The sequence below is a fragment of the Erwinia sp. V71 genome, assembly GCF_965644245.1.
GTDB lineage: Bacteria > Pseudomonadota > Gammaproteobacteria > Enterobacterales > Enterobacteriaceae > Erwinia.
Genome location: NZ_CBFFRK010000013.1, coordinates 1 through 22,189, shown reverse-complemented (window position 1 = coordinate 22,189; position 22,189 = coordinate 1). Strand labels below are relative to the sequence as shown.

At 57.1% G+C, this 22,189-nt stretch carries 18 protein-coding genes and 2 tRNA genes; 13 read left to right on the top strand and 7 right to left on the bottom strand.

What is annotated here, in order from left to right; translation table 11 throughout:
* The first annotated feature begins 387 nt into the window (after positions 1-387).
* The 6 genes from ACSZO1_RS05005 (at position 388) to ACSZO1_RS04980 (ending at position 10,298) form a co-directional block, all read left to right on the top strand.
* Complete coding sequence (locus ACSZO1_RS05005; RefSeq protein ID WP_437610137.1) at positions 388-1,365, top strand: helix-turn-helix transcriptional regulator; 978 nt, start codon at positions 388-390, stop codon at positions 1,363-1,365.
* Between the two features lie 384 nt (positions 1,366-1,749).
* Positions 1,750-4,530 carry a TonB-dependent receptor domain-containing protein gene (locus ACSZO1_RS05000; protein ID WP_437610135.1) on the top strand — a complete coding sequence of 927 codons (2,781 nt, stop codon included), beginning with the start codon at positions 1,750-1,752 and terminating at the stop codon, positions 4,528-4,530.
* A gap of 76 nt (positions 4,531-4,606) precedes the next feature.
* On the top strand, positions 4,607-5,410 hold the full coding sequence (locus ACSZO1_RS04995) for a hypothetical protein (protein ID WP_437610134.1): 804 nt from the start codon (positions 4,607-4,609) through the stop codon (positions 5,408-5,410).
* Between the two features lie 230 nt (positions 5,411-5,640).
* Positions 5,641-7,455, top strand: coding sequence for a type I secretion system permease/ATPase (locus tag ACSZO1_RS04990; RefSeq protein ID WP_437610132.1), 1,815 nt, complete (start codon positions 5,641-5,643; stop codon positions 7,453-7,455).
* Positions 7,452-8,801 (top strand): HlyD family type I secretion periplasmic adaptor subunit, encoded by a 1,350-nt coding sequence (locus tag ACSZO1_RS04985; protein ID WP_437610130.1) that lies wholly within the window; start codon positions 7,452-7,454, stop codon positions 8,799-8,801. The genes ACSZO1_RS04990 and ACSZO1_RS04985 overlap by 4 nt, the downstream gene beginning before the upstream one ends.
* Positions 8,802-10,298 (top strand): TolC family outer membrane protein, encoded by a 1,497-nt coding sequence (locus ACSZO1_RS04980; RefSeq protein ID WP_437610128.1) that lies wholly within the window; start codon positions 8,802-8,804, stop codon positions 10,296-10,298. It begins immediately after the preceding gene.
* Positions 10,299-10,330: 32 nt separating this feature from the next.
* Here ACSZO1_RS04980 and ACSZO1_RS04975 read toward each other — a convergent pair whose 3' ends face one another.
* Positions 10,331-10,642, bottom strand: coding sequence for an ArsR/SmtB family transcription factor (locus ACSZO1_RS04975; protein ID WP_437610126.1), 312 nt, complete (start codon positions 10,640-10,642; stop codon positions 10,331-10,333).
* Between the two features lie 47 nt (positions 10,643-10,689).
* Here ACSZO1_RS04975 and ACSZO1_RS04970 point away from each other — a divergent pair, with 47 nt between their 5' ends.
* Positions 10,690-11,292, top strand: coding sequence for a dimethylsulfonioproprionate lyase family protein (locus ACSZO1_RS04970; RefSeq protein WP_437610124.1), 603 nt, complete (start codon positions 10,690-10,692; stop codon positions 11,290-11,292).
* Between the two features lie 85 nt (positions 11,293-11,377).
* Here the strand turns inward: ACSZO1_RS04970 and ACSZO1_RS04965 are convergent.
* Positions 11,378-11,453 (bottom strand) — tRNA-Gly (locus tag ACSZO1_RS04965).
* Positions 11,454-11,492: 39 nt separating this feature from the next.
* Positions 11,493-11,568, bottom strand: a tRNA-Gly gene (locus tag ACSZO1_RS04960).
* Positions 11,569-11,850: 282 nt separating this feature from the next.
* Here ACSZO1_RS04960 and ACSZO1_RS04955 point away from each other — a divergent pair.
* Positions 11,851-12,195 carry a type II toxin-antitoxin system RelE/ParE family toxin gene (locus tag ACSZO1_RS04955; protein WP_437610122.1) on the top strand — a complete coding sequence of 115 codons (345 nt, stop codon included), beginning with the start codon at positions 11,851-11,853 and terminating at the stop codon, positions 12,193-12,195.
* Entirely contained in the window at positions 12,188-12,526 is a 339-nt protein-coding gene (locus ACSZO1_RS04950; protein WP_437610120.1) for a helix-turn-helix domain-containing protein, read from the top strand. The genes ACSZO1_RS04955 and ACSZO1_RS04950 overlap by 8 nt, the downstream gene beginning before the upstream one ends.
* A gap of 8 nt (positions 12,527-12,534) precedes the next feature.
* On the opposite strand, the gene ACSZO1_RS04945 is transcribed toward ACSZO1_RS04950, so the two are convergent.
* Genes ACSZO1_RS04945 through ACSZO1_RS04935 form a run of 3 tightly spaced genes read right to left on the bottom strand, consistent with a single transcriptional unit; the run spans position 12,535 to position 16,144 of the window.
* Entirely contained in the window at positions 12,535-13,743 is a 1,209-nt protein-coding gene (locus tag ACSZO1_RS04945) for an aminotransferase class I/II-fold pyridoxal phosphate-dependent enzyme (RefSeq protein ID WP_437610118.1), read from the bottom strand.
* A 4-nt stretch (positions 13,744-13,747) separates the two neighbouring features.
* The gene (locus ACSZO1_RS04940) at positions 13,748-15,061 is read right to left on the bottom strand and encodes an LLM class flavin-dependent oxidoreductase (RefSeq protein WP_437610116.1); all 1,314 of its coding nucleotides are present in this window, start codon (positions 15,059-15,061) and stop codon (positions 13,748-13,750) included.
* Positions 15,062-15,070: 9 nt separating this feature from the next.
* Positions 15,071-16,144, bottom strand: a complete 1,074-nt coding sequence (locus ACSZO1_RS04935; protein ID WP_437610114.1) for an iron-containing alcohol dehydrogenase family protein — start codon at positions 16,142-16,144, stop codon at positions 15,071-15,073.
* Positions 16,145-16,489: 345 nt separating this feature from the next.
* On the opposite strand from ACSZO1_RS04935, the gene purB reads away from it, so the two are divergent.
* The 4 genes from purB to ACSZO1_RS04915 are packed head-to-tail and all read left to right on the top strand — an operon-like array spanning position 16,490 to position 20,886.
* Positions 16,490-17,866, top strand: coding sequence for an adenylosuccinate lyase (gene purB, locus ACSZO1_RS04930; RefSeq protein ID WP_437610112.1), 1,377 nt, complete (start codon positions 16,490-16,492; stop codon positions 17,864-17,866).
* On the top strand, positions 17,863-18,405 hold the full coding sequence (locus tag ACSZO1_RS04925) for a GNAT family N-acetyltransferase (protein ID WP_437610110.1): 543 nt from the start codon (positions 17,863-17,865) through the stop codon (positions 18,403-18,405). Before purB ends, ACSZO1_RS04925 begins: the two co-directional genes overlap by 4 nt.
* Position 18,406: 1 nt before the next feature.
* Positions 18,407-19,570 carry an amidohydrolase gene (locus tag ACSZO1_RS04920; RefSeq protein WP_437610108.1) on the top strand — a complete coding sequence of 388 codons (1,164 nt, stop codon included), beginning with the start codon at positions 18,407-18,409 and terminating at the stop codon, positions 19,568-19,570.
* Positions 19,570-20,886, top strand: coding sequence for an MmgE/PrpD family protein (locus ACSZO1_RS04915; protein ID WP_437610106.1), 1,317 nt, complete (start codon positions 19,570-19,572; stop codon positions 20,884-20,886). Before ACSZO1_RS04920 ends, ACSZO1_RS04915 begins: the two co-directional genes overlap by 1 nt.
* 132 nt (positions 20,887-21,018) lie before the next feature.
* Here the strand turns inward: ACSZO1_RS04915 and ACSZO1_RS04910 are convergent, their stop codons facing one another.
* Positions 21,019-22,098 (bottom strand): autotransporter outer membrane beta-barrel domain-containing protein, encoded by a 1,080-nt coding sequence (locus tag ACSZO1_RS04910; RefSeq protein ID WP_437610208.1) that lies wholly within the window; start codon positions 22,096-22,098, stop codon positions 21,019-21,021.
* Between the last annotated feature and the right edge of the window lie 91 nt (positions 22,099-22,189).

Here is a 22,189-nt window from a genome sequence, read left to right as displayed (position 1 = left end):
GGTCGCTATTGTGGACTGATTCGCCTGTGATAGCAAGCCCTGCCGCACTTTTTTCGCTTCAGAGCCAGCGCTGGCCTGAGGGTGGAAAAGAACGCATTCCGTAAGACAGCCTTATCGTCATCCTGAGCAAAAAAGCGCGAGAAATCATCGCATCAGCGCCAGATGCTGCTGGAAAGCATAAAACCATCACTGTTTGTGGTCAAAACACCCAAAAAATGTGCAGATTTAGAGACACTTGTCTTGGTGATTCGCGCTGCTATTATTAAGAATAGTAATCATTATCAATAAAACTTCAGCGCAGCCATGGACAGGGATGCCACGCCTTTACTGCGCGCACCGCTTTACTCACAGCTAACAATAAGAGCTTACTTCTGGGGAATTCATGCTATGGCAGGCACAACAGGGAACCCGCACCATGAGGCGCGGCACGATCCCGCCAATATCACAGAAAATGCAATGCAGGGCGTACCGGAAAGCTGGGCGCGCATTATGCGGTTTGACCAGCCGCTGGAAGGCGTCAATATCTGCTGTATGAGCGGCCAGCCTGACACCAGCTGGTCGTTTCAGGCCGAAGGCGGCCCGTCACTGTCGATGAGCATTCTGCTGGAAGGCTGCATTGAGTCGGCTATCGATCACGGTGATGTGTTTATGCTGAACGCGGGCTCGGTGATCCTTAGCGCCACTGCGCAGCATCTCTCCGGCAGCAATATCCTGTCGCCCGCCCCTGACTTCCGCATGGTCAACATTAATCTGACCCCCGCCGCGCTGGGCAGGATGACCGGATTGAGTATGGACGATGTGCTGAAATATATGCGCTCAACGACGGGCGGCATGCCGCATGTGGATGCCTGCGTGGCGCATCTGCCGCTGTTCAGTGCTCTGCAGCGCCTGGCCGCGGAAATGAGTCAGTGCCACTACCTCGACAGCAAGGCGCGCAATGTGTTTCTGTGCGCCAAAGTCAGCGAAGCCCTTGCCGCAGTACTGGATCAGTGCTCGCGTGAACGCGGTAACGCCTCGACGCTGCGCGCCGTTCCTTCAGATCGCTTACGGCTGCTACAGGCACGCGCCATGCTGGAAGATCGCCACCAGGAACCCTGGAGCGTCCAGTCGCTGGCACAGGCAGTGGGACTGAATGAGAAACGCCTGCAGGCCGGTTTTAACGCCCTGTATGGCAGCACCGTTCATGAATCGCTGACGCGTATCCGCCTTGATGTGGCACTGGCGATGCTCTCTTCCGGCGCCAGCGTCACCGATACCGCTCAGGCCGTCGGCTTTGCCAATGTCAGCCACTTTAGCAAGGTCTTTCGCAACACGATTGGCGTTTCCCCCAGGCGCTGGGTGCATGGCCACCCGCCAGCCAAATAGCTCCCCAACCTGCCCGCCATACAGCCGTATCGGGCAGTTCACACAGCTTTATGTCAGCATAACGTAAATAGTGATATGAAAATGTTGCCGTAATAGACAACTTTTGTCTGAAACGCGGTAGCCGATTTTTTCCGCATCTCATAGCATCCAGCCTCCGGGAGAAAATCTGGTCAGTGTGCCAGTGCCCGCGGTGGAGACCTTTTCCCCCGCACAACCTCGTGTGCACCAGCACAGCATGACACAGGGGAAGCCACACTGACCCACCGTTAAACGGGATACGAGCGCCACAATAACGAAATGATTCTAATTATCATTATCACTCTCATGCTCATATCCGTACTCATCACGATGTCATTGTGCTTATTTTAAAAGGTTAATACGGACATGATTTGGGGTCGAAAACACGGCAGCCAGCAGATAACCCGCAACCTGACCAGATTATTGCTGATCATCATGCTGGTGCCTGGAGGTGGACAGGTATGGGCAGCCGAAACAGGGCAGGATGAGACTCAGGACACGGCCACCAGCACCACCGCCAGTGACACGCTGACGGTAACAGAAAGCGCCCCGCCGCCGCCTCCACCGCCGCGTAATGATAAAACCGGTGCCAGCAAGGAAGATGTTGAACGGCGTGGCGCCAGCCATCTGAGTGACGTGATCGACCAGGTGTCCGGCACCTCGATGAACAGCCTGTATGCCCGCCCCGACGTGTCGGTCGGTATACAGGGCGTCGCCGGTCATGGCCGCGTGACTCAGCAGCTGGAAGGCGTGACGCAAAATTTTCACGCTTTTACCTCGGATATCGGCCAGACCGGCTCCATTTTTGTTGAACCACAATTCCTGCAATCGATGGATGTCAGCCGCGGCACCAGCAGCGGCACCGGTTCACTCGGCGGCCTTGGCAGTACCGTTGATTTCCGCTACCTCGACCTTGATGACGTTTTACGTCCCGGCCAGCGCCTGGGCGGAATGGTGCGCGGCTCTACCGGGTTCAGCGAATATGCCAACGGGCAGAAACCCTCTGGCTCCCTGTTCCTTGCCGGACGAGATGAAAGCTGGGAGGTGATGCTGGGCGCGTCACACAGCAAGAACGATGCTTACAAAGTCGGCAGCAATTTTAATGATGGCGCAATGCTGAATGAGTTTCATGCCACCAATCTGCTATTTGCGACGGGCAGTAATCAGTTCCCGACAACAAGTAATTGTGCTTATGCCGTCAGAGGGATCGCGGGCGGCACAAGGGACGGACTCGAGAACTGCCAGATGACGCCACAGCAGTTAGCGTGGTTCCAGCAGGCGACGAAATCAGGCGCATTAAAAGGCACAGAGCGTGAAACCGAATCCCAGTTACTGCGGCTGCGCCACTATTTCAACGATGAATATGCGCAAAGCCTGGAACTGTTCGCCACCGCCAGCCATGCGAAATATAAAACGGATCTGCAACCCTATATTCGTGCATCAACAGTTGATAGTGAAGATGCAGCATGGACCGATCAGCTTTGGTCGGTAGATACCAAACTGGATAACCAGGTCGTGAACCTGAAATACAATGCCGCCTTTTCCGAACTGATTAACCCTCAGGTGCAGCTGTACCATGAAGAACAGGAACGCAAACAAAGCTGGACGGGTATTGCAGGCTCTAATGCTTCAGGCTGGCCCCTGCACTATGACGTCAACATCCAGTCCACAGGTTTAAAACTGGCTAACACCAGCCATTTCTCGCTACCGGTGGTGGGTGACTGGCGTTTCGATGCCGGAGTAGAAATGCGCCGCGCCGATAAAAAAGTGGACAGTTTTAACGAAGATGATGCGCTAAAGCAGATCAACGCCAGCAGAGGGATAGACTATACCGCCCAGAAATGGGATACCGATTCACGTGATACCAGCCAGAGCATCGCTCTGAACCTCAGTACTGACGGCGATACGCCATGGCAGTTCACCGCGGGTGTTGGCTTCCAGCGGCTGAAAATGGATATTTATTCGCCAAACTTCATGAGTGGCAACGTCTCACATGAAGGCACGAAATACACCTTAGCCTACTTTAGAAGAATGTATATCGCACAGGGCTATTCAACATCACAAGCCATCGCCATGGCGAGAGAGACCGCCGCGCAGTATACCGACTCGTTCAAAATCGATACATCACAAGGCACCGACTCGCGCTATGTCAGTGATAACCAGCAACATCACTTTAACCTGAAATCCGGCAATATCGGCACGCAATATACCCTGCCAGACACCGGACTCAGCACCTATGCTTCGCTCGGCTATAGTGAGCGAGCACCCACCAGCAACGAGATGTATACCTCTGGTGCCTGGATGCGACAGTTATTTGTGACCAACCCGGACCTGAAACCCGAAAAGAATGTTTCGCTACAGCTGGGAGTGAACTACAACCACCACGCCTGGCTCACGGATTCAGATGAAGTCAACGTTGGCGTAGGTTTCTACCGCAACCGTATTCGCAACTATATCGGTTATGGCCCAATGTGGATGAGAGATGACGTGATCTCAGGCGATGCGGGTTCAACCCCTTCCGCAGTGGGCAACGTTAATAACCTTGAAGCGGTAATCCGTCAGGGGTTTGAGCTAAATCTCGCCTATCAACAGCCGCTGTTTTATATCCGCAGTAACCTGACCCTGCCGCTTCGTCACGACAACAAAATGTGCAGCGTAAAATCCCCCAGCGGTAACAGCTATTACAAAACCACAGATGCGAGTGGCAACACCGTCTATACCCGTACGGGCAGCGGCGGCACGCAGTGCTATTCGGGCTGGAACTGGATGGAGACCAGCCTGATCGAACCGATCCGCGGCAGCGTTACCGCCGCTCTGACACCGTACAGCGGCCAGCTGGAAATGGGCGCGACATTGCATTATCGCGGTAAACAGCGCGCCGCTTACTGGTACGTAAAAGATGTCCAGGACTCAGGCACTGACAGAACACAGAACGAATTGCCGGATAACGATGGCTGGCTTGAAGTGTCGCTCTGGCCCAAAACCTTCAAAGTGGACCTGTTTGCTAACTACCATTTCAGCGAGCAGTTCAAAGTGGGCGTGTACCTTGCCAACCTGACCGACCAATTTGACGGCACCACCACTTCCATGGGCTACAACTTCTACCCTGGTCGTACCCTGACGGCCAATATGGAGTATCGCTTTTAACTTTGCCGCTTCAGCCATTGGGGCTGAGCAACTGTACCGGGGTGGCGCCCGGATGATGTTTAAAGGAGAAAACAGCATGTCTTTACAGTCTGAAATCACCAGCTGGCGCGCTGACTACGACCAAACCAACGTCAACACCTACAACCCGGCCTATCTGGGTTCACTGCGCGATACCGACGGTGTCTATCATACCGGTGCAGGGACCTATAAAAGCGGCAACAACCCCTATGATTTCAATATCTATACGGGTCAGGGCGTGGATCATAATGACTCAGACAATGGTGGCGGCAAGTATCTGGTGACATCCACTAACGGTTTTTCATGGAGTACCACCGATGCAAATAGCAACAACCTCTATGAGTTCCAGTCCTCAGGTAGTCTGAATACGTTATACCTCGGCCACACGCCGGATAATGACACGGGTGCAGCGCCGTTGTCTGGCACTCTGACCACCTTTAACAGCGACTACCCACTGATCGTTGTCACTGGCTTCAACATTGCGATCGACTCGGTTGCTTCCAGCGTATTCGGCGTAGCCAACGGCAACTCCGCTATCGCCGTTTCCGGCACCTTCGCCAGCCTGCTGGCAAACTCGTCACTGTTCGAAAGCGCGACGCTGAACACCGCTCTGCTGTACAGCCTGACCTTCGACAGCACCACCACCCAGGCATTTGAGTTCGTGCTGGATAAATACCTGGAGTCAAAAGGTTCCGATATCACCGATTCCTTCGCCGATATCCAGAGCGCACTGTCCGGTACGGGCGTATCCATCAGCTACTACGACCAGGCCAGCGACTATGCGTCCGGCGGTGTGGTGACCTCTGCGGTAGCGCAGGCGTCGCTGGCCGAATCGACCAGCGACCTCCTGCAGGCAGCCTGAGCCGCCAGCCAGAAAGTAAAACGAGGTAACAGGCGCGTGCTGACGCTTTTGTGAAGGAAGGAATCCGCACGTTGCCTGATGTAATGCCGGGGCTGATACAGCCCCGCTTTCCGGCCACCGTGCATGTTAACGGCTGGCGACAACGCCTGCAAACAGAAGCCGCAGGCTGGTTTCACTCTCCCGGCAACTGCCGTGAGAGATCGATGTTGCGTAAAAGGGGCTGGACTGTAATGACAACGGGCAATTCCCGGCCGGTAACCAATGCGCGTGGTGAGCTGGCCCGCGCCCTGCTGAGCTACAAACGTAGTTTTATTCATATCGGTGTCTTTTCAGGGGTGATCAACCTGCTGATGCTGGCACCCGCCCTGTATATGCTGCAGGTGTATGATCGGGTACTCACCTCCGGCAACGCCATGACACTGCTGATGCTGACGCTGATGGTGCTGATGATGTTCGCCTTTATGGGCGCACTGGAGTGGGTGCGCAGCCTGGTAGTGTTACGCCTGAGCACCGGTTTTGACCGCACACTGGCGCCGCGTATCTTCGATGCCGCGTTCAGCGCCAATCTGAAAACCGGCAAACTCAATGCCGCCCAGCCGCTGGAAGATTTGCAGCAACTGCGCCAGTTCGCCACCGGCCAGTCGCTGTTTGCGCTGTTTGATGCTCCGTGGTTCCCGGTTTATCTGCTGGTGATGTTTCTGTTCCACCCACTGCTCGGCTGGTTTGCCCTCGCTGGCACCATCGTGCTGATGGCGATTGGCTGGCTCAACGAACGCGTCACCCGTCCTCATCTGCAACGAGCGGGGGCGCTGGCGATCTCATCACGGCGCGATGCTGCGGCCAATCTGCGCAATGCCGAAGCCGTGGCGGGGATGGGGATGCTCAGTAATCTGCGCCGTCGCTGGGCCGTACAGCATCTCGATTACGTACGGGAACAAAACCTCGCCAGCGCCCGCATGGCCGGGATTCAGGGCTGGAACAAGGCGCTGCGCATGGCGGTACAGTCGCTGGCGCTGGGTCTCGGTGCCTGGCTGGTGCTGAACCATGAAATGACCGCCGGAATGATGATCGCCGGGTCGATTCTGCTGGGACGCGCACTGGCACCGATTGATCAAATCATCGGCGCATCACGCCAGTGGACCAGTGTGAAAGAGGCCGAGCGTCGTCTGAGCCAGCTACTGGCTGACTTCCCACCGCTGGCCGCCGGAATGGATTTCCCGCGCCCCGCTGGCGCGCTGGCAGCACAAGCGCTGATGGCCGCTCCGCCCAGCCAGACGCAGCCGGTGCTGCGCGGGATCGACTTTACACTGGACGCCGGTCAGACGCTGGTGGTCATCGGCTCCTCCGGTGCGGGCAAGACCACACTGGCGCGCTGTCTGGTCAATGCCTGGCCACCACTGCGCGGTAGCGTCCGACTCGACGGTGCGCCACTGGATCAATGGCGGGCGGAAACACTGGGCACACTGGTGGGGTATCTGCCACAGGATGTACAGCTGTTTGCCGGTAGCGTGGCGGAAAATATTGCCCGTTTCGGCGAACTGGACGAACAGCAAGTGATTGCCGCCGCACAGATGGCGGGCGTGCATGAACTGATTCTGCAGCTGCCCGCAGGTTATCAGACCCGCCTTGGCGAAAACGGTATGGGCTTGTCAGGCGGACAGCGCCAGCGCGTCGGACTGGCGCGCGCATTGTACGGTGATCCCTGCCTGGTGGTGCTGGACGAACCTAACGCCAATCTTGATGAAGCCGGTGATGCGATGCTGGCGCAGGCGATCGGGCGCATCAAAAAGGCCGGTGTCACGCTGGTGGTGATCACCCATAAACCCAATATTCTTCAGCAGGCCGACAAACTGCTGGTTCTGCATGCCGGCACACAGGCCGACTTCGGTCCGCTGGCCGAGGTGATGCAGCGTATTCAGCGCAACACGCCAGCACAATCCCAGGCACAAACCAGGCACCCATCTTCTCCTCAGACCAGCACCCGAGTGACGCCGCTGACAACCGTCTCATTCGGTCACGCCTTACCACGCAGGGGGGGCGCATGAGCACAAACCCGATGCTGAATACTGCCGTAAGCAGCGAAGCCGCGCTACCAGAGGATGACCTGTTGTCAGTCGATAACCGCCACTACGTACGTCTGGGCTGGCTTATCGTGCTGGCTGGCGTCAGTGCGTTTATCGCCTGGGCCGCGCTGGCACCGCTCGATGCAGGCATCCCGCTGGAAGCAAAAGTCGTCGTCAGAGGCAACAGCAAGGCGGTGCAGCCGCTGGCCAGCGGCAAAGTGCAGCACATCCTGGTCGCCGACGGCGACAAGGTGCAGGCTGGACAGTTGCTGGTAGAACTGGTGCCTACCCTGCCTGCCAATCAGCTTGATGCGCTGCGCTTCCAGTATCTCAGCAGCCTGGCGAGCGAGAACCGGCTGGTAGCCGAACGCGAGGGTCTGGCGCAGATCCGTTTTGACGATCGCCTGCTGAACAGCGACAGCCTGCAGCGCGACGAAATTATCCAGACCCAGCAACAACTGTTCGCCAGCCGCCGCAGTGCTCAACAGGCGACACTCGACGGCCTGGCCGCCGCGTTAAACGGCTCGCGCGATCAGCGTGACAGTCTGCGCCGCAGTCTGCAGGCACGTCAGCAGCAGCGTACCACCTTCGAACGCCAGCTGGCAGGGCAGCGTGCACTGGCGGATGACGGCCTGCTGGCGCGCAATCGCCTGCTGGAAACAGAACGCCAGTACCTGCAACTGAACGGTTCGATTGCTGACGATCAGGGGCGACTGGCCAGTCTGGAAGGCCAGCTGCGTGAAGCACAATTGCAGTTGATTCAGCAGCGCGAGAATTATCAGAAGGAACTGCGTAACACGCTGGCCGATACCCGAATCCGCAGCGCGGAGCTGCTGGCGCGGCTGGACAACGCACAGTACGAACTGAGCAATACCCGTATTGTTGCGCCTGCCAGCGGTATCGTGGCCGGACTCAGGGTATTTACCGAAGGTGGCGTGGTCAGTACGGGCGATAAACTGATGGATATCGTACCTGGCGATCAACCGCTGCGGGTTGAAGGGCGTCTGCCCGTGCAGTCAGTCGACAAAGTACATCCCGGCCAGCAGGTGGAGCTGGAATTTATGGCCTTTAGCCGCACTTCAACGCCAAAACTGCCGGGTACGGTGCGTACCATCTCCGCCGATCGGCTGGAAGATGCCGAAGGCCAGCCCTACTACCATGTGGAGATCATCGTCGACGGCCTGCAGGGACGTGAAGTGCTGCCGGGATTGCAGTTGCAGCCGGGGATGCCCGTCACCGCCTTTGTCAAAACCGGTGAACGCACCCTGATGAACTATCTGGTGAAGCCACTGCGTGATCGTACCCGACTGGCGCTGACGGAGGATTAAATGAAGGGATGCAGTCACACAACAGGCCGCCGCCTCGGTGCGGCGAAACCGATATGCAGATCGGTACTGGTCTTGCTGACGTCACTGGCCATCACACCGCTGGCGCTGGCGGATTTTCTTACACCATCGTCGTTGTCCGCGCAGCAGGAATCCCGCACGGCATTGCTGCCAGGCGACGCGCCAACGATGAATCTGGTGCAGGCCTACGAGCGCATGTTGCTTAACGATCCGCAGGTACAGGCGGCACGCGCCGCGCGTGATGCTGGCCGCGATGCGGGCAATATCGCGCGCGCTGCGTTGCTGCCACAGGCTTCAATCAACTATCTGCGTAACCGCACACGCCTGGCGGAAAAAGTGGCTATATCCGGTTCGGATCAGTCGCTGACGGTAAAGGATAAATTCTACGGTCAGCGCCGTGGCGTGACCATCGAGCAAACGCTGTTCGACTACTCGGCGATCAGTACCTATCGTATGGGCGAAACCCAGGCGGAGTATGCCGATCTGCAGTACCGTTTGCAGTTTCAGCAGGAAGCGGTGGCGTTAATTGACGCCTATCTGAATGCCCTGCTGGCGCGGGATTCACTGCAACTTGCACGCTATCAGCTGCGTGTCTACCAGGATATGCTGCGCGGTAACGAGCGGATGATGGCGCAGGGCGAAGGCACGCGCATCGATATCCTTGAAACCCGCACCCAGATTGGCGCGACAGAAGCTGAACTGGTGAACTATGAAAACGAACTGGCCGACCGCCTGCGTGAGCTTGCGATGCTGCTGGGCGAACCGTTGCATCAGCAGCAACTGATGGCGATTAACCTGAAAACCGGCCTGTTACCGCTGCACAATGCCGACCTGAAAACATTGCTGGCCGATGCGCAACAGCAGAACCCGGAAGTGCAGGCGGCAAGGCTGGGGGTACGTTACAACGATCTGACCATTGAGCGGGAAAAAGGCCAGTTTATGCCGCGCGTCTCGGCTTACGCCTCGTATGAGCATATCGAATCCGACAATATCAACAACAAAGGCCGTAACTACGACAGCAACACCATTGGTTTGCAGGTCACTGTCCCGCTGTTTAACGGCGGCTCCAGTTATTATGCCACGCGCCAAGCGGTCAACCGCCGTGAGCAGGCACGCTTCGAGCTGGATCATGCCACCAGTAACACCGCCACCATGCTGGAGAAATACTGGCGCGTCTGCACCACCAGTGGCAGGCGCATTCAAACCCTGCGACAGAACGCCGCCGACAGCAGCGAGCTGGTGCAGGCGATGCGCCGCAGTGTCTCCGGTGGCGAGCGTACCAACACCGATGCGCTGAATGCCGAGCGCCAGGCTTATCAGGCACGCCTTGAGTTGCTGCGCAGCTATGTGGAGTGGTTCCAGGGTTACGCCAAACTGCAGTTCTATGCCGGACGTTTTTCTGAAGATGATGTGCTGGTGCTGAACCGGCAACTGGTATCTACCAGCAGCCAGCGTCCTGATGCTGACAAGGCGTTTTAATTAACGGCCCGCTCGCGGGTAAGCCTGCCGGTTTACCCGCCAATTTCGGCTGTCAGCCACTGAATATACTCCGCTATGGCTGCTTCGTTTCTCTGACAGTATGACCATTTCTGATAGCGCCGTATGGTGATAAATCCCGCCTGCCGCAGGAGATCAATATGGCGGCTGGCGGTTGGCTGCGCCACCTGTAAGGCCTCAGCGATCAGCGTAATACAGACACCGAAGGTCTGCGGATCAGCTGACACCTGCCCGCTAAAATGTTGCTGCGGATATTTAAGCAGTCGCAGTATTTCCAGTCGCGGTTCACTGGCTAATGCCCTGATCTGGGTTGATCTCTCGCTCATAGTTTGTTTTATATAGTCATATAGCAAATATTGAATATGAGGATAACATGATTGACCCCCTGCTGGTCACTCTCCATCAGCGGTTAATATCGCTGCCACTGGCTGCGGATTTACAGGCACTGCGGGAGCATGTCCTTGCATGCTGGCCCATACAACCCGAAAAAAACCGCCGGATGAAAAAAACCGTGCATCAGCCCGCGGTGGATTATCTTGACCAGGCGTTAAGCATCGGCGAGGTATCAGGAGAAAAAGAGATTTGCCGGCTCCTCCGCGGGCTGGCACCGTACTTAAGCTGGAATTTTGGTTATCAGCCACACCCGGATTTCCCCCGCCTTGCGGAACAAGTCGCGTTCTCGCCATTGATCGGGCCTGACGATGTGTGGATTTCATCTCAGCTGGCTATCGGTCTGACCCTGATTGCGCCAGAAACCCTTTATCCGGCACATCATCATCAGGCGGCAGAAATCTACCTGCCATTGTCTGGCACGGGTTTATGGTCGATGGGCAATACGGAATTTCATCCCCGCAAACCGGGTGAGTTAATTATTCATCATAGCCACGTCCCGCATGCGACACAGGCGCAACACGAACCGGTTCTGGCATTGTATATATGGCATGGGGAATTAGCGTCGCCATCGGAATGGCTGTAGATCGGGCATGACGAAGCAAAATATCTGAAAGATGACGTCGGGATAAAACAAGGAAGTTTATCTGAAGATGCGATTAAAACATGACTGGAGCGGGAAACGAGACTCGAACTCGCGACCCCGACCTTGGCAAGGTCGTGCTCTACCAACTGAGCTATTCCCGCTTAGGAGTGGTGCAGTGCTGTAAACAGCGACACGAAATTTGGAGCGGGAAACGAGACTCGAACTCGCGACCCCGACCTTGGCAAGGTCGTGCTCTACCAACTGAGCTATTCCCGCATCACATCGTGCCACCTGACGTTGATTTATCATTTAACTTGTTGATTAAAAATGAATTTTCATCATCAAGCCCGTCAGGAATGGGCGCTATTATGGCCCTGTTCGAAAAAGCTGGCAAGCACTTTGTTGCAAAGCACCGCTCGAACGTCTAAAAGTTCGTCACACCGCACATTTGCTCCACAAAAAGTATGGATAAAAAGGCAAATGATGTCGCATTCCGGCTGCGTTGCGATTTGACGGCCCTCCCGCCAATGTATAAAATTTTATACAAAAGGAGACCTTATGGAAAAGGATATCGACTGGCGAGGGAGTTCCCTTGAGGATCTAAAACGCTTTCCTGATGATGCAAAAAGAACCGCTGGCTTCGAATTAAACCGGGTTCAAAATGGCCATGAGCCTTACCATTTTAAGCGTGTCGATGACTGGGGAGCCGGTGTAACGGAAATTAAAATCAAAGATAAAGACGGCGCATGGCGTGTGATCTATGTCGCCAAATTCGAGAAGAAAATTTACGTTCTACACTGTTTTCAAAAAAAGACACAGAAAACCAGCCCGGGTGACGCAGCCATCATCAAAGCGCGTTACAAAACGGTGGTAGCCGACATTAAAGAGGCCAAACATGACTGACAAAATCGATACGCAATCGCGGCACGTGACCAAAGCAGGCGGCAACGTATTCGCTGATTTGGGTTTTGCGCCAGACGAAGCTGCCAGCATGCTGGCAGAATCAAAGGCTGAAATGGCACGCACCGATGAGCTAAAGCGACAATTAATGGCAGAGATCAACAACTGGATGAAAGCCACTAATCAGCGTCAGGTCACGGCAGCGAAGATTTTACACACCACCCGCCCGCGAGTTTCCGATGTGGTTAACCAGAAAACAGAGAAATTCACGATAGATGCACTCGTTGGTATGGCGGGTTACATTGGCAAAAAAGTGCACCTGATCATTGAATAAACAGCGTATTACACCTGCGTCAGCCGGGCGCAGGCTGCCACAATCCGTTTGCCCGCTTCAACCACGCTGTCCTCATCCATGGCAATCGACAACCGGAAATAAGGCGACAGACCATAAGCGCTGCCGCCAACGCCAGAGACACCGCTCTCCAGCAAGTAACCCAGTACATCCGCTTCATTCTCCAGTACGGTGCCGTCCGGCTTTGTGCGTCCCAGCAGTCCTGTACAACGGCAGAAGACAAAAAACGCCCCCTGCGGCGGTAGCACTTCCACGCCTGGCACATCGGCCAGTAACGCCACCAGCTTATCGCGCCGCTGCTGGTATGCCGCCTGCTGCGGTGCCAGAAAGTCCAGCCCGCCTTCCAGCGCGGCCAGCGCCGCCGCCTGGCTGACCGAACTGGCGCCAGAACTCACCTGCGACTGCACCACCACCATCGCTTTAATCAACGCAGCAGGCCCGGCACCATAGCCAATACGCCATCCCGTCATAGCGTAGGTTTTCGATACGCCACCCACCAGCAGCGTACGCTCCTGCAGATCGGCGGCAATATTGAGTAAACCGCGATGCTGGCGACCATCAAACAGAATATGTTCGTACAGCTCGTCCAGCATAATCCACACCTGCGGATGCTGACGCAGCACCGCGGCCAGCGCGTCCAGCTCCTGCGGTGAATAAATCGCACCGCTGGGGTTGCCCGGGTTGTTCAGCACCAGCCAGCGGGTGTCCGGCGTAATCGCCGCCGCCAGCTGTTCCGGTTGCAGTTTATACGCCTGCTCCAGATGACAGGGAATAATGCGCGGCGTACCGCCATTAAAACTGACCGCATCGGGAAATGTCGGCCAGTAAGGGGCCGGGATAATCACTTCATCACCGTGATTCAGCGTGGCGGCAAAGGCATTGAAAATCACCTGTTTCGCCCCGTTGGCCACCATGATGTTTTCCGGCTGATACGCCAGCTGATTCTCATCCTGCAACTTACGCTGCACAGCCGCACGCAAGGCGGGCACGCCGGGAATCGGTGGATATTTGGTTTCGCCGCGCGCAATGGCGGCATACGCCGCCTGCTTAATATGCTCCGGCGTATCGAAATCCGGCTCGCCGATGGTTAAGTCGATAATATCCACGCCAGCCGCTTTCAGTTCACGGGTACGCTGGCGGGCGGCGGCATTAGCAGAAAGCGTCACGCGCTGGACGCGGGCAGATAAAGAGAGTGTCATCGCGTTAGCCTCGCGCCGGATCGGGTAAACCGAGGTTTTCACGTAAGGTATTGTACTGGTACTCCTCGCGGAACAGACCGCGCCGGCGCAGCTCCGGGATCACCAGCTCAACAAACAGTGACAGCTGCTCCGGCATAATCGCCGGCATAATATTGAAGCCGTCCGCGCCGCCCTGCTCCAGCCACTGCTGGAAGTTGTCAGCAATCTCCTCCGCCGTCCCGACCAGTACGCGATGCCCACGGGAACCGGCCGCAATGGCCGCCAGCTCACGCAGCGTCAGATTCTCACGCTCCGCCAGATCGGTCAGCAGTTTCACCCGGCTCTGCCCGCCCTCAATGGCTGGCGCTTCCGGCACCGGACCGTCGAGCGGGAACGGGCTGAGATCCATACCAAAGCGAGTGGACAGCTGTTTAATACCGTTATCGATATCCACCAGCTGATTCAGTTCACGCCAGGTGGCCCAGGCCTCTTCACGGGTACGACCAACGATCGGCATCACTCCCGGCAGGATCAGCACATGATCCGGGTTGCGCCCGGCGGCTTCCACCTGCTGCTTCTGCGCCTGGTAGAAGCTCTGCGCTTCTTCCAGCGTTGCCGCGGCGGTAAACACCACTTCGGCGGTCGCTGCCGCCAGTTTTTGCCCGTCAGCGGAGGAACCGGCTTCAATAATCACCGGACGTCCCTGCGGCGAGCGGTCAATATTCAGCGGACCCTGCACCTGGAAATGGTGCCCTTTGTGGTTGATCGCCTGAATTTTGTCATCAACAAAATATTGTCCGCTGGCTTTATCATGCACCACCGCCCCTTCCTGCCAGCCTTCCCACAGCTTAAAAGTGACATCGAGAAACTCATGAGCCACCGCGTAGCGCTCGGCGTGGCTGGGCATATCGTCGCGGCTGAAGTTACGCGCCACATCGGTGGAGAACGAGGTCACCACATTCCATGCCGCACGGCCGTGACTGATATGGTCCAGCGACGAGAAGGCGCGCGCCAGGCTAAACGGATCGCTGAAGGTGGTGGACACCGTTGCCGCCAGACCGATATGCCGGGTATTGACCGCCAGCGCCGACAGCAGCGTCAGCGGCTCAAAGCGCGCCATGGTGGACGGCAGACGGTACACGCTGGTCGCCAGCGCATCACCGACAAAAAACATATCGAATTTGCCTTCTTCTGCTTTACGTGCAATCCAGGTCAGCCATTCGATATCCGTCGGTGATTCCTGCTGCTGCGACAGACGCCAGCCGCTGACGTGATGACCCAGCGGCTGGACAAACAAGCCGAGGCGCAGCTGGCGACGGTTTTCAGTGTGGTGTGACATGCGCGATCCTTAAAAATGACGGTCAGTCGCCAGCAACGCCTGTTCGATGGCGCTGGCAGCAAGAGAAAACGGTAAACGGGCGGCATTGGCCGCAGAGAATTTCACTTCGCTTGCGATGGCAGCGAAGGCGGCGGCGCGATTGCCTGCCAGCGGTGATAAGGTCAGTGGCGCATCATATTGACGCAGCAGCGCCAGTAATCCGGCGTCCGGCTGGCCACTGGCGCTTTCCAGCAGTGACTGTACCAGCAGACAGAAGCCGACCTTTTCGCCATGCAGCCAGTCATGCAGCTCAGGTTGATGGGTGAGCCGGTTATGAATGGCATGCGCCACCCCGGGAGCGGGCGTGTCATCGCGCATACTGTTCGCCATCCCCGCCAGCGCAATATTGGCGTCAATCACCTTGATTAACGCCGGGTTGACGATGCCCTGCTGGTTCGCCTGCACCGCTTCTGCGCCATACTGCGCAAAGGTATCGACGGCCATTTTCGCTGCCTGCACTTTCAGGTTCAGCGCCAGGCTGTCGCCATTCTTCTGCTGATAAGGAACAAACTCGTACCATTTCGCCAGCGCATCAACAATCCCGGCTTTCAGATAGCGCACATCACTGCGCGCAATCACCTCGCTGTCGACCAGCACCAGTTGTGGCATCCGCGCCAGCGGGATACTGCGCAGATGCCCGCCCTGCGCATTGTAGATAATGCTGACCGGCGACCAGGCGGCACAGGTGGCAGCGACCGTCGGCAGCGTGACCAGCGCCACCTCGTCCAGTGCATTGGCGACAGCTTTCGCGCAATCGAGCACCCGCCCGCCGCCAATGCCTAACACCAGTGTGGCGCCAGACTGCTGCACGCGAGCCTGATGCTCCGCAATCGCGTCATCGCTGCACTCACCGGCAAGGAACCCGACCTGATAGTGAATCTGATTTGCCTGCAGGCTGCTTTCCAGCTGCGGATTGACCGCCTGCCAGGCCTGAGGGCTGGTAATGATCGCAACAGACTTGGCAAGGGGAGCAATATATTCACCTGCCCGGGCAGTCAGGCCGGGCTGCTGGAGATAACGGTGCGGCGATTTGATAGCAAGCACGTTTATAACCTGTGTATTAATTCAGAATTTACGGGCAGCAATAACCCGTCCCCGGAATAGAGAAGTCAAACTTTTGTCGTCAATGGAATTATTAATGACAGGGTCATTAATGGCGGAAATAATTCATTTTCATCATGCTACGAGAAAATAAAAATTAATCAACGCCTGTCCGATTATTTCAATTTCACAAATTCGCATATCGATAGTGTAAATTTATCTATAGCCTGCAAAACACTTGCACGCTGTGCTGGATCAAAGAAATGATGTCATAAACCGAGGCTAATTTCAGATAGCGGAAAGGTTATTTCCCTTTCTTTAATTAACCCTAAAAATAATGAGAGATATATGTCCTCACATCCTATCGATTATCTGTTAATTGGCAATAATTTTGGCACTGCGGAAATGCGCGCGATCTGGTCCGAACAAAATCGCCTGACGCAACAGGTGGCGGTGGAAGTCGCACTGGCGCGCGCACAGGGCGAGCTGGGTGTGATCCCGGCCGCGGCCGCCGACACCATTGCCGCGGCAGCCGATGCCAGCCTGCTTGATGTCACCACCATCGCCAGCGATGCCGCACAGATGAAACACTCCCTGATGCCCACCCTGAAAGCGCTGCAACGGCAGTGCGGCGATGCCGGGGAATATATCCATTATGGCGTCACCACCCAGGATATTGTCGATACCGCCACAGTATTGCAGCTGAAGCAGACGCTGCAACGGGTGACACGCGACTGTGTGGTGATTGCCGAAACGCTGATTCAGCTGGCGCAAACCCATCAATATACGCTGATGGCCGGACGTACCCACGGAATGCAGGCACAACCGATCACTTTTGGTTTTAAAGTTGCCGTCTGGCTCGATGAATTCATTCGCCACCTCGATCGGCTGAAAGAGATCAGCCCACGCCTGCTGACCGGCAATCTGGCGGGTGCCATCAGCACCTATGCTGCGCTGGGTGAGGCAGGGCCGCAGGTGGAGCGGCTGGCACTCAGCAAGCTGGAACTGAATACGCCGACTATTGGCTGGCAGGCCGCGCGCGACCGTTTTTCCGAATTCGCCTCTGTGGCGGTGCTGATCAGCGGCACACTGGGGAAAATCGGCAACGAGCTGTACAACCTGATGCGCACGGAAGTGGGGGAAATCGAAGAGCCGTTTAATCCGGGGAAAATCGGTTCCACCACCATGCCGCACAAACGCAATCCGGCGGCGCTGGAAGGCTTAGCCAGCCTGACTGCGCCGCTGCAAAAAAGCGCCAGCCTGATCTATCACTCGATGCACGTTGAACATGAACGCGATGCCATGAGCTGGCGCGCAGAGTGGCTGGCATTGCCGGAAATCTGCCTCTATCTCTCCGCACAGTTACAGGGCGCACGCGCCATTCTGCCGGGCATCACGGTGAATCAGCGCCGGATGCTGGCTAATCTGCAGCTGCAGGACGGTTTACTGCTGTCGGAAAAAGTGATGTTTGAGGTCGGCAAAAAGCTGGGCAAACAAAGCGCCCATGAGCTGGTGTATCAGTGCGCCATGCAGGCTTATGAACAGCAGCGCTCTTTCCAGCAGGTGCTGCTGGAGCACCCGCAACTTGCCCCATATATCACCGCCGCCGAACTGCAGCAGTGGCTCGATCCGGCCAACTATATCGGCTGTGCGCCGCAGAAAGTGGATGACGTCATCCAGTTTGCGCGCCGTTCTGGCCATTTATCACAGGAGTCTCACCCATGACAGCCGTTTACCGCGCGCTGACCCTCGCCGATCGCGAAGCGTATCTGGCGTTAATGCTCGCGGCTTACGCGCCCGTAAAAGCGCTGGGCATTCACTTCGACGCCGCCACGGCAGACGGGGAAAAAGTCACCCGTCATCTGCAGCAGCACGGGGTATATGCGCTGTTTATTGACCAGCGTATGGTGTCATCCGTCACTCTGCGCTATCCCTGGGGGCCGCTGCCCGGCCCGTTTGGCCTGCCGCATATCGGCTGGTTTGGCGCAGACCCGGCGTTCAACGGCCACAGCTACGGCAGAAAACTGCTGAACTGGCTGGAACAGGAGGTGTTGCTGGCGCAACTGAAAGCGCCCGCCTATTCGCTGGGCACCGCCATCAGCCACCCGTGGCTGAAAGAGATGTACCAGAAACTGGGCTTTCAGCCGCAGCACACCACCGATCTCGGTAAAGGCCATATCACGTTGTATATGAAGAAAGTGCTGGATGAAGCACGCCATCATGAGTGGCTGGCACGCCAGGAACGCCACTTAACAGGAGTGTAAAATGTTCACCATTCCCGCCCCCTTTCAGCCACTGGCTGCGTTTCTGCAAGATTTCCGCCATGAAATGCATCGCTTTCCCGAGCTGTCTAACCAGGAATTCGCCACCACCGCGCGCATCAGAGCGGTGCTGGAACAGCATCAGATCCGTATTCTTGATCTGCCGCTGGCGACCGGGCTGGTCGCGGAAATCGGTGAACAGGCTGGCCCGCTGGTGGTGCTGCGTTCAGATATTGATGCACTGCCGATCGAGGAGAAGTCGGGGGTGGATTACACCTCCGAACATGCGGGCGTGATGCACGCCTGCGGGCACGATTTCCATACTTCTGCCGCGCTGGGCGCAGCGATCATGCTGAAGCAGCAGGAAGCGACGCTGCCAGGTCGCGTACGCATTCTGTTCCAGGCGGCAGAAGAGACCGGGCACGGCGCGCCCGCGCTGCTGGCAACAGGGGCGCTGGACGGTGCCACTGTGATCTTTGGTATCCATAATGACCCGGGCTTGCCGGTCGGCGTGCTGGGGAGCAAAGCGGGGGCACTCACCGCGGGTGTCGATCGCTTCACCATTACGATTAGCGGCACCGGCAGCCATGCCGCGCGGCCGCATGAAGGTAATGACCCGATAGTGATTGCCGGACAGGTGATCGCCGCGTTGCAGACGCTAATCGCGCGCAATGTGCCATCAAATCAGAACGCGGTGGTTTCCATCACTCAGATCCACAGCGGCAGCACCTGGAATGTAATCCCCGACAGCGCGTGGCTGGGAGGAACGGTGCGCAGCTTTGACCAGCAAACGCGCGAACTGATTGAGCGTCGCTTCCGTCAGGTATTGCAGGGGATTGGTGCCGCGTTTACCAGTGATATCAGCCTCGACTGGCAGCCAGGACCACCTTCGGTGGTTAATGATGCGGCGTGGGTCGATTTTGCCCTTGAGCAGGGCGCCGCGGTTGGCTTCGAGGCACGTCGGGTTGAGGCCAGCCCGATTGGCGAAGACTTTGCGTTTTACCAGCAGCAGCTGCCCGGCGCGTTTATTATGGTCGGTTCCGGTGGCCCTTTTGCCCTGCATCATCCGCAATTCCGCGTCGATGATCGTGCCCTGTTCCCGACCGCCCGCTACTTTGTGCAGCTGGCGACCGAGGCGTTAAGCCGTCTGAGCAAAGGGGACGCCTGATGTCACTGACATTACAGCTTGCCGAACGTATTGTCAGCGTCCGGCCAGGCGATCATGCGCGGGAAAAAGCGCGTCAGGGGGTGCTGGATTTTATCGCCGTCTGTCTGCCGGTGATCAGCCACGCGCTGCCCGACAGCGGACTGCAGAGCTTACGCCAGGTCTATCGCGGCAAAGACAGCCAGACCCGCGCCCTGCTGCTGGGGTATGCCGGGCATGCGCTGGACTATGATGATTTTCATCCCGACTTTCGTGGCCATCCGGGCACCGTGATCCTGCCTGCGCTGCTGGCGCTGGCGGAAGAACATCCCACCATCAGCCATACGCGTTTTCTCGATGCTTATATTGCGGGCGTCGAGGTGGCGGGGAGACTCGGGCTGGCCGCCGGGCCACGCCACTACCAGCTTGGTTTTCATAACACCGCCACGCTGGGCGTCATCGCCGCCGCCGCCGCAGGCGCGTATCTGCTGACGGCGAATCGTGAGCAAACCACCATTGCCCTTGGTATTGCGGCGACCCGTGCCAGCGGCCTGCGGGCGCAGTTCGGCAGCGCGGTCAAACCGCTGCATGCTGGCTTCGCGGCGCAGGCGGCCGTCAGCGCCGTGCAGCTGACGCTGGCCGGATTTCACGGCCAGTCCACCGCCGTGCTGGAGCGTTTTCTGGCAGCCTATGGCGACGGACAGCAGCAGCCGGAAAAACTGACCGCAGACTGGGGAGCGCCGTGGCGTATTATCACGCCGGGGCTCGAGTTTAAACCCTGGCCCACCTGCGCAGGCACCCACAGTGCTGCAGACGCGGCGCGCCTGTTACGCCAGCAGTGGCTGCAACAGAGCAACACTATCGAAGCGCTGATACAGCAGGTGGTGCGCATTGAGGTCGCCTTCCCGCCCGGTGGCGATATCGCCGCCTTTATCCGCCAGCCGGTCAGTGGCATTGAGGCACGCTTTAGCCTCGAATATGTGATTGCCATGATGTTGCTGCGTGATGAACTGCGGGTGGAGGATTTCGCTGAACAGCCCGTTGAGGAAGAGATTATGGCACTGGCCAGCAAAGTTACGCGCTGCCCGGATGCCAGTGCACCGCCAGATGAGCTGAATCCTGCCCTGCGCTTTCATCAGGTCACACTGTATCTGCGCAATGGCGAACACCTGCAACAGCGCGTTACCCGGCAGCAAAGCATCGCCACGCCGGTGGATTTGCCGCACAAGCTACGCGGTTGCCTGCCGGAAGCGTCAGAGGAACAGTTACAGAATGTAGTGGCGCTCTGCCAGTTGCAGAATCACGCTGATTTACAGCAGCTGTGTGCGTTGTTGAAATGAGATGTGATGACGGTCAGAGGCCGTCTTACCGATGCTTCAGCAAGACGGCCTGATTAGTGCAGATGGCCGCGCCGTGACGCCCTGTACGATGACAGTGCTGACAGCATCACTGCAGCACTGTCGTTTCGTTTATCAGAAGTCGATGCGTACACCCGCATCCGCCATCAGTGGCGACTCAACATGGTTCCCCTTGCGATAACTGACTTCGCTGTACACCGAGGTGTTGCTGGTCAGCTGTGCCGCGATGCCCGCGCCATAACGGCCCGTCGTACCAGAGAAATCATTGTTAAAGTGCTCAGTTCCGCCCATCAGCACGTCATTGTGTTTGATGAACTCATGCTCCACCGCGGCCGTCACGTAAGGGCTGACCGACATGCTTTCACCCAGATCAATGCGTTTACCCACACTCACGCCGGTTTCCCCGCGCATTGACTGCATACGATCGGCTTTCGCTTCGAGGCCGTTGCTCAGTTTTACGTCCCTGCCATCCGCAGTAAAGTACGCGGCACGCAGGTAAGGCTCAATATACACCTCTGCTGGCAGGTTAAAGCGGTAACCCGTTTCCAGCGCGGCGCCAACGCCTTTCTGCTCAAACTGCCCCTTCACCCCAAGCCCGGTTTCGGTATGCGATCGGACGGACGTGCTGAAATGGTTATATTCCAGCATACCGTCAACATAGTAGCCCTGAGCGCCCAGCCAGCTGCTGTAGATACCGCCGCCCCAGCTTTCGACGCCGCTGGTGTTACCGCGATCCTGCTTCAGGTCGTTAGTGGAATAGCTACCAAACAGACCCAGCGCCAGACGATCGCTGCCCAGCTCAACCATCTTATCGCCACCCAGTTCAACGCCATTCTGTCTGAGGCGATAGCCCGCACTACCCGCGGCGCTGACATGAGAATCCCCGGTCAGGTAACGTCCCCAGATCCCACCCGCACTGGCCTTCTGAATATCGCCACGGCGGGAACGGACACTTTGCATTTCGCTGTCAGCAATAAACTGTCCCGCAGACAGCGCACCTAACAGCGCATCAGTTGAGCGGGTTGTCTCGCTTTTATCCTGGCGAATAATCACATCGTCAGGATGAGCCGGGTCGCGGATTAATTTCCCGACATAAACAGGTAAATCAATACCCTCAATCTTTTCACCATTGCGTGCAATCAGATCGAAAGCGCCCTGGTTTTTTCCGGCACTGTTAACACTAATCAGATTCAGTTCATCAGCCTGGGGGCGGATTCAAGTTCGAAGTGCAACGCTAAGCCGCCTGTCTTAACTCTGCAAAGACCACTGAAGGCTGCCGGAACCC

What these genes read in the sequence shown, in the direction of transcription:
- ACSZO1_RS04945 (WP_437610118.1), bottom strand. Translation starts at nt 13,743, where the DNA reads ATGACACTCTCTTTATCTGCCCGCGTCCAGCGCGTGACGCTTTCTGCT.
- ACSZO1_RS04985 (WP_437610130.1), top strand. Translation starts at nt 7,452, where the DNA reads ATGAGCACAAACCCGATGCTGAATACTGCCGTAAGCAGCGAAGCCGCG.
- ACSZO1_RS04995 (WP_437610134.1), top strand. Translation starts at nt 4,607, where the DNA reads ATGTCTTTACAGTCTGAAATCACCAGCTGGCGCGCTGACTACGACCAA.
- ACSZO1_RS04915 (WP_437610106.1), top strand. Translation starts at nt 19,570, where the DNA reads ATGTCACTGACATTACAGCTTGCCGAACGTATTGTCAGCGTCCGGCCA.
- ACSZO1_RS04955 (WP_437610122.1), top strand. Translation starts at nt 11,851, where the DNA reads ATGGAAAAGGATATCGACTGGCGAGGGAGTTCCCTTGAGGATCTAAAA.
- ACSZO1_RS04990 (WP_437610132.1), top strand. Translation starts at nt 5,641, where the DNA reads ATGACAACGGGCAATTCCCGGCCGGTAACCAATGCGCGTGGTGAGCTG.
- ACSZO1_RS05000 (WP_437610135.1), top strand. Translation starts at nt 1,750, where the DNA reads ATGATTTGGGGTCGAAAACACGGCAGCCAGCAGATAACCCGCAACCTG.
- purB (WP_437610112.1), top strand. Translation starts at nt 16,490, where the DNA reads ATGTCCTCACATCCTATCGATTATCTGTTAATTGGCAATAATTTTGGC.
- ACSZO1_RS04940 (WP_437610116.1), bottom strand. Translation starts at nt 15,061, where the DNA reads ATGTCACACCACACTGAAAACCGTCGCCAGCTGCGCCTCGGCTTGTTT.
- ACSZO1_RS04925 (WP_437610110.1), top strand. Translation starts at nt 17,863, where the DNA reads ATGACAGCCGTTTACCGCGCGCTGACCCTCGCCGATCGCGAAGCGTAT.
- ACSZO1_RS04975 (WP_437610126.1), bottom strand. Translation starts at nt 10,642, where the DNA reads ATGAGCGAGAGATCAACCCAGATCAGGGCATTAGCCAGTGAACCGCGA.
- ACSZO1_RS05005 (WP_437610137.1), top strand. Translation starts at nt 388, where the DNA reads ATGGCAGGCACAACAGGGAACCCGCACCATGAGGCGCGGCACGATCCC.
- ACSZO1_RS04970 (WP_437610124.1), top strand. Translation starts at nt 10,690, where the DNA reads ATGATTGACCCCCTGCTGGTCACTCTCCATCAGCGGTTAATATCGCTG.
- ACSZO1_RS04920 (WP_437610108.1), top strand. Translation starts at nt 18,407, where the DNA reads ATGTTCACCATTCCCGCCCCCTTTCAGCCACTGGCTGCGTTTCTGCAA.
- ACSZO1_RS04950 (WP_437610120.1), top strand. Translation starts at nt 12,188, where the DNA reads ATGACTGACAAAATCGATACGCAATCGCGGCACGTGACCAAAGCAGGC.
- ACSZO1_RS04980 (WP_437610128.1), top strand. Translation starts at nt 8,802, where the DNA reads ATGAAGGGATGCAGTCACACAACAGGCCGCCGCCTCGGTGCGGCGAAA.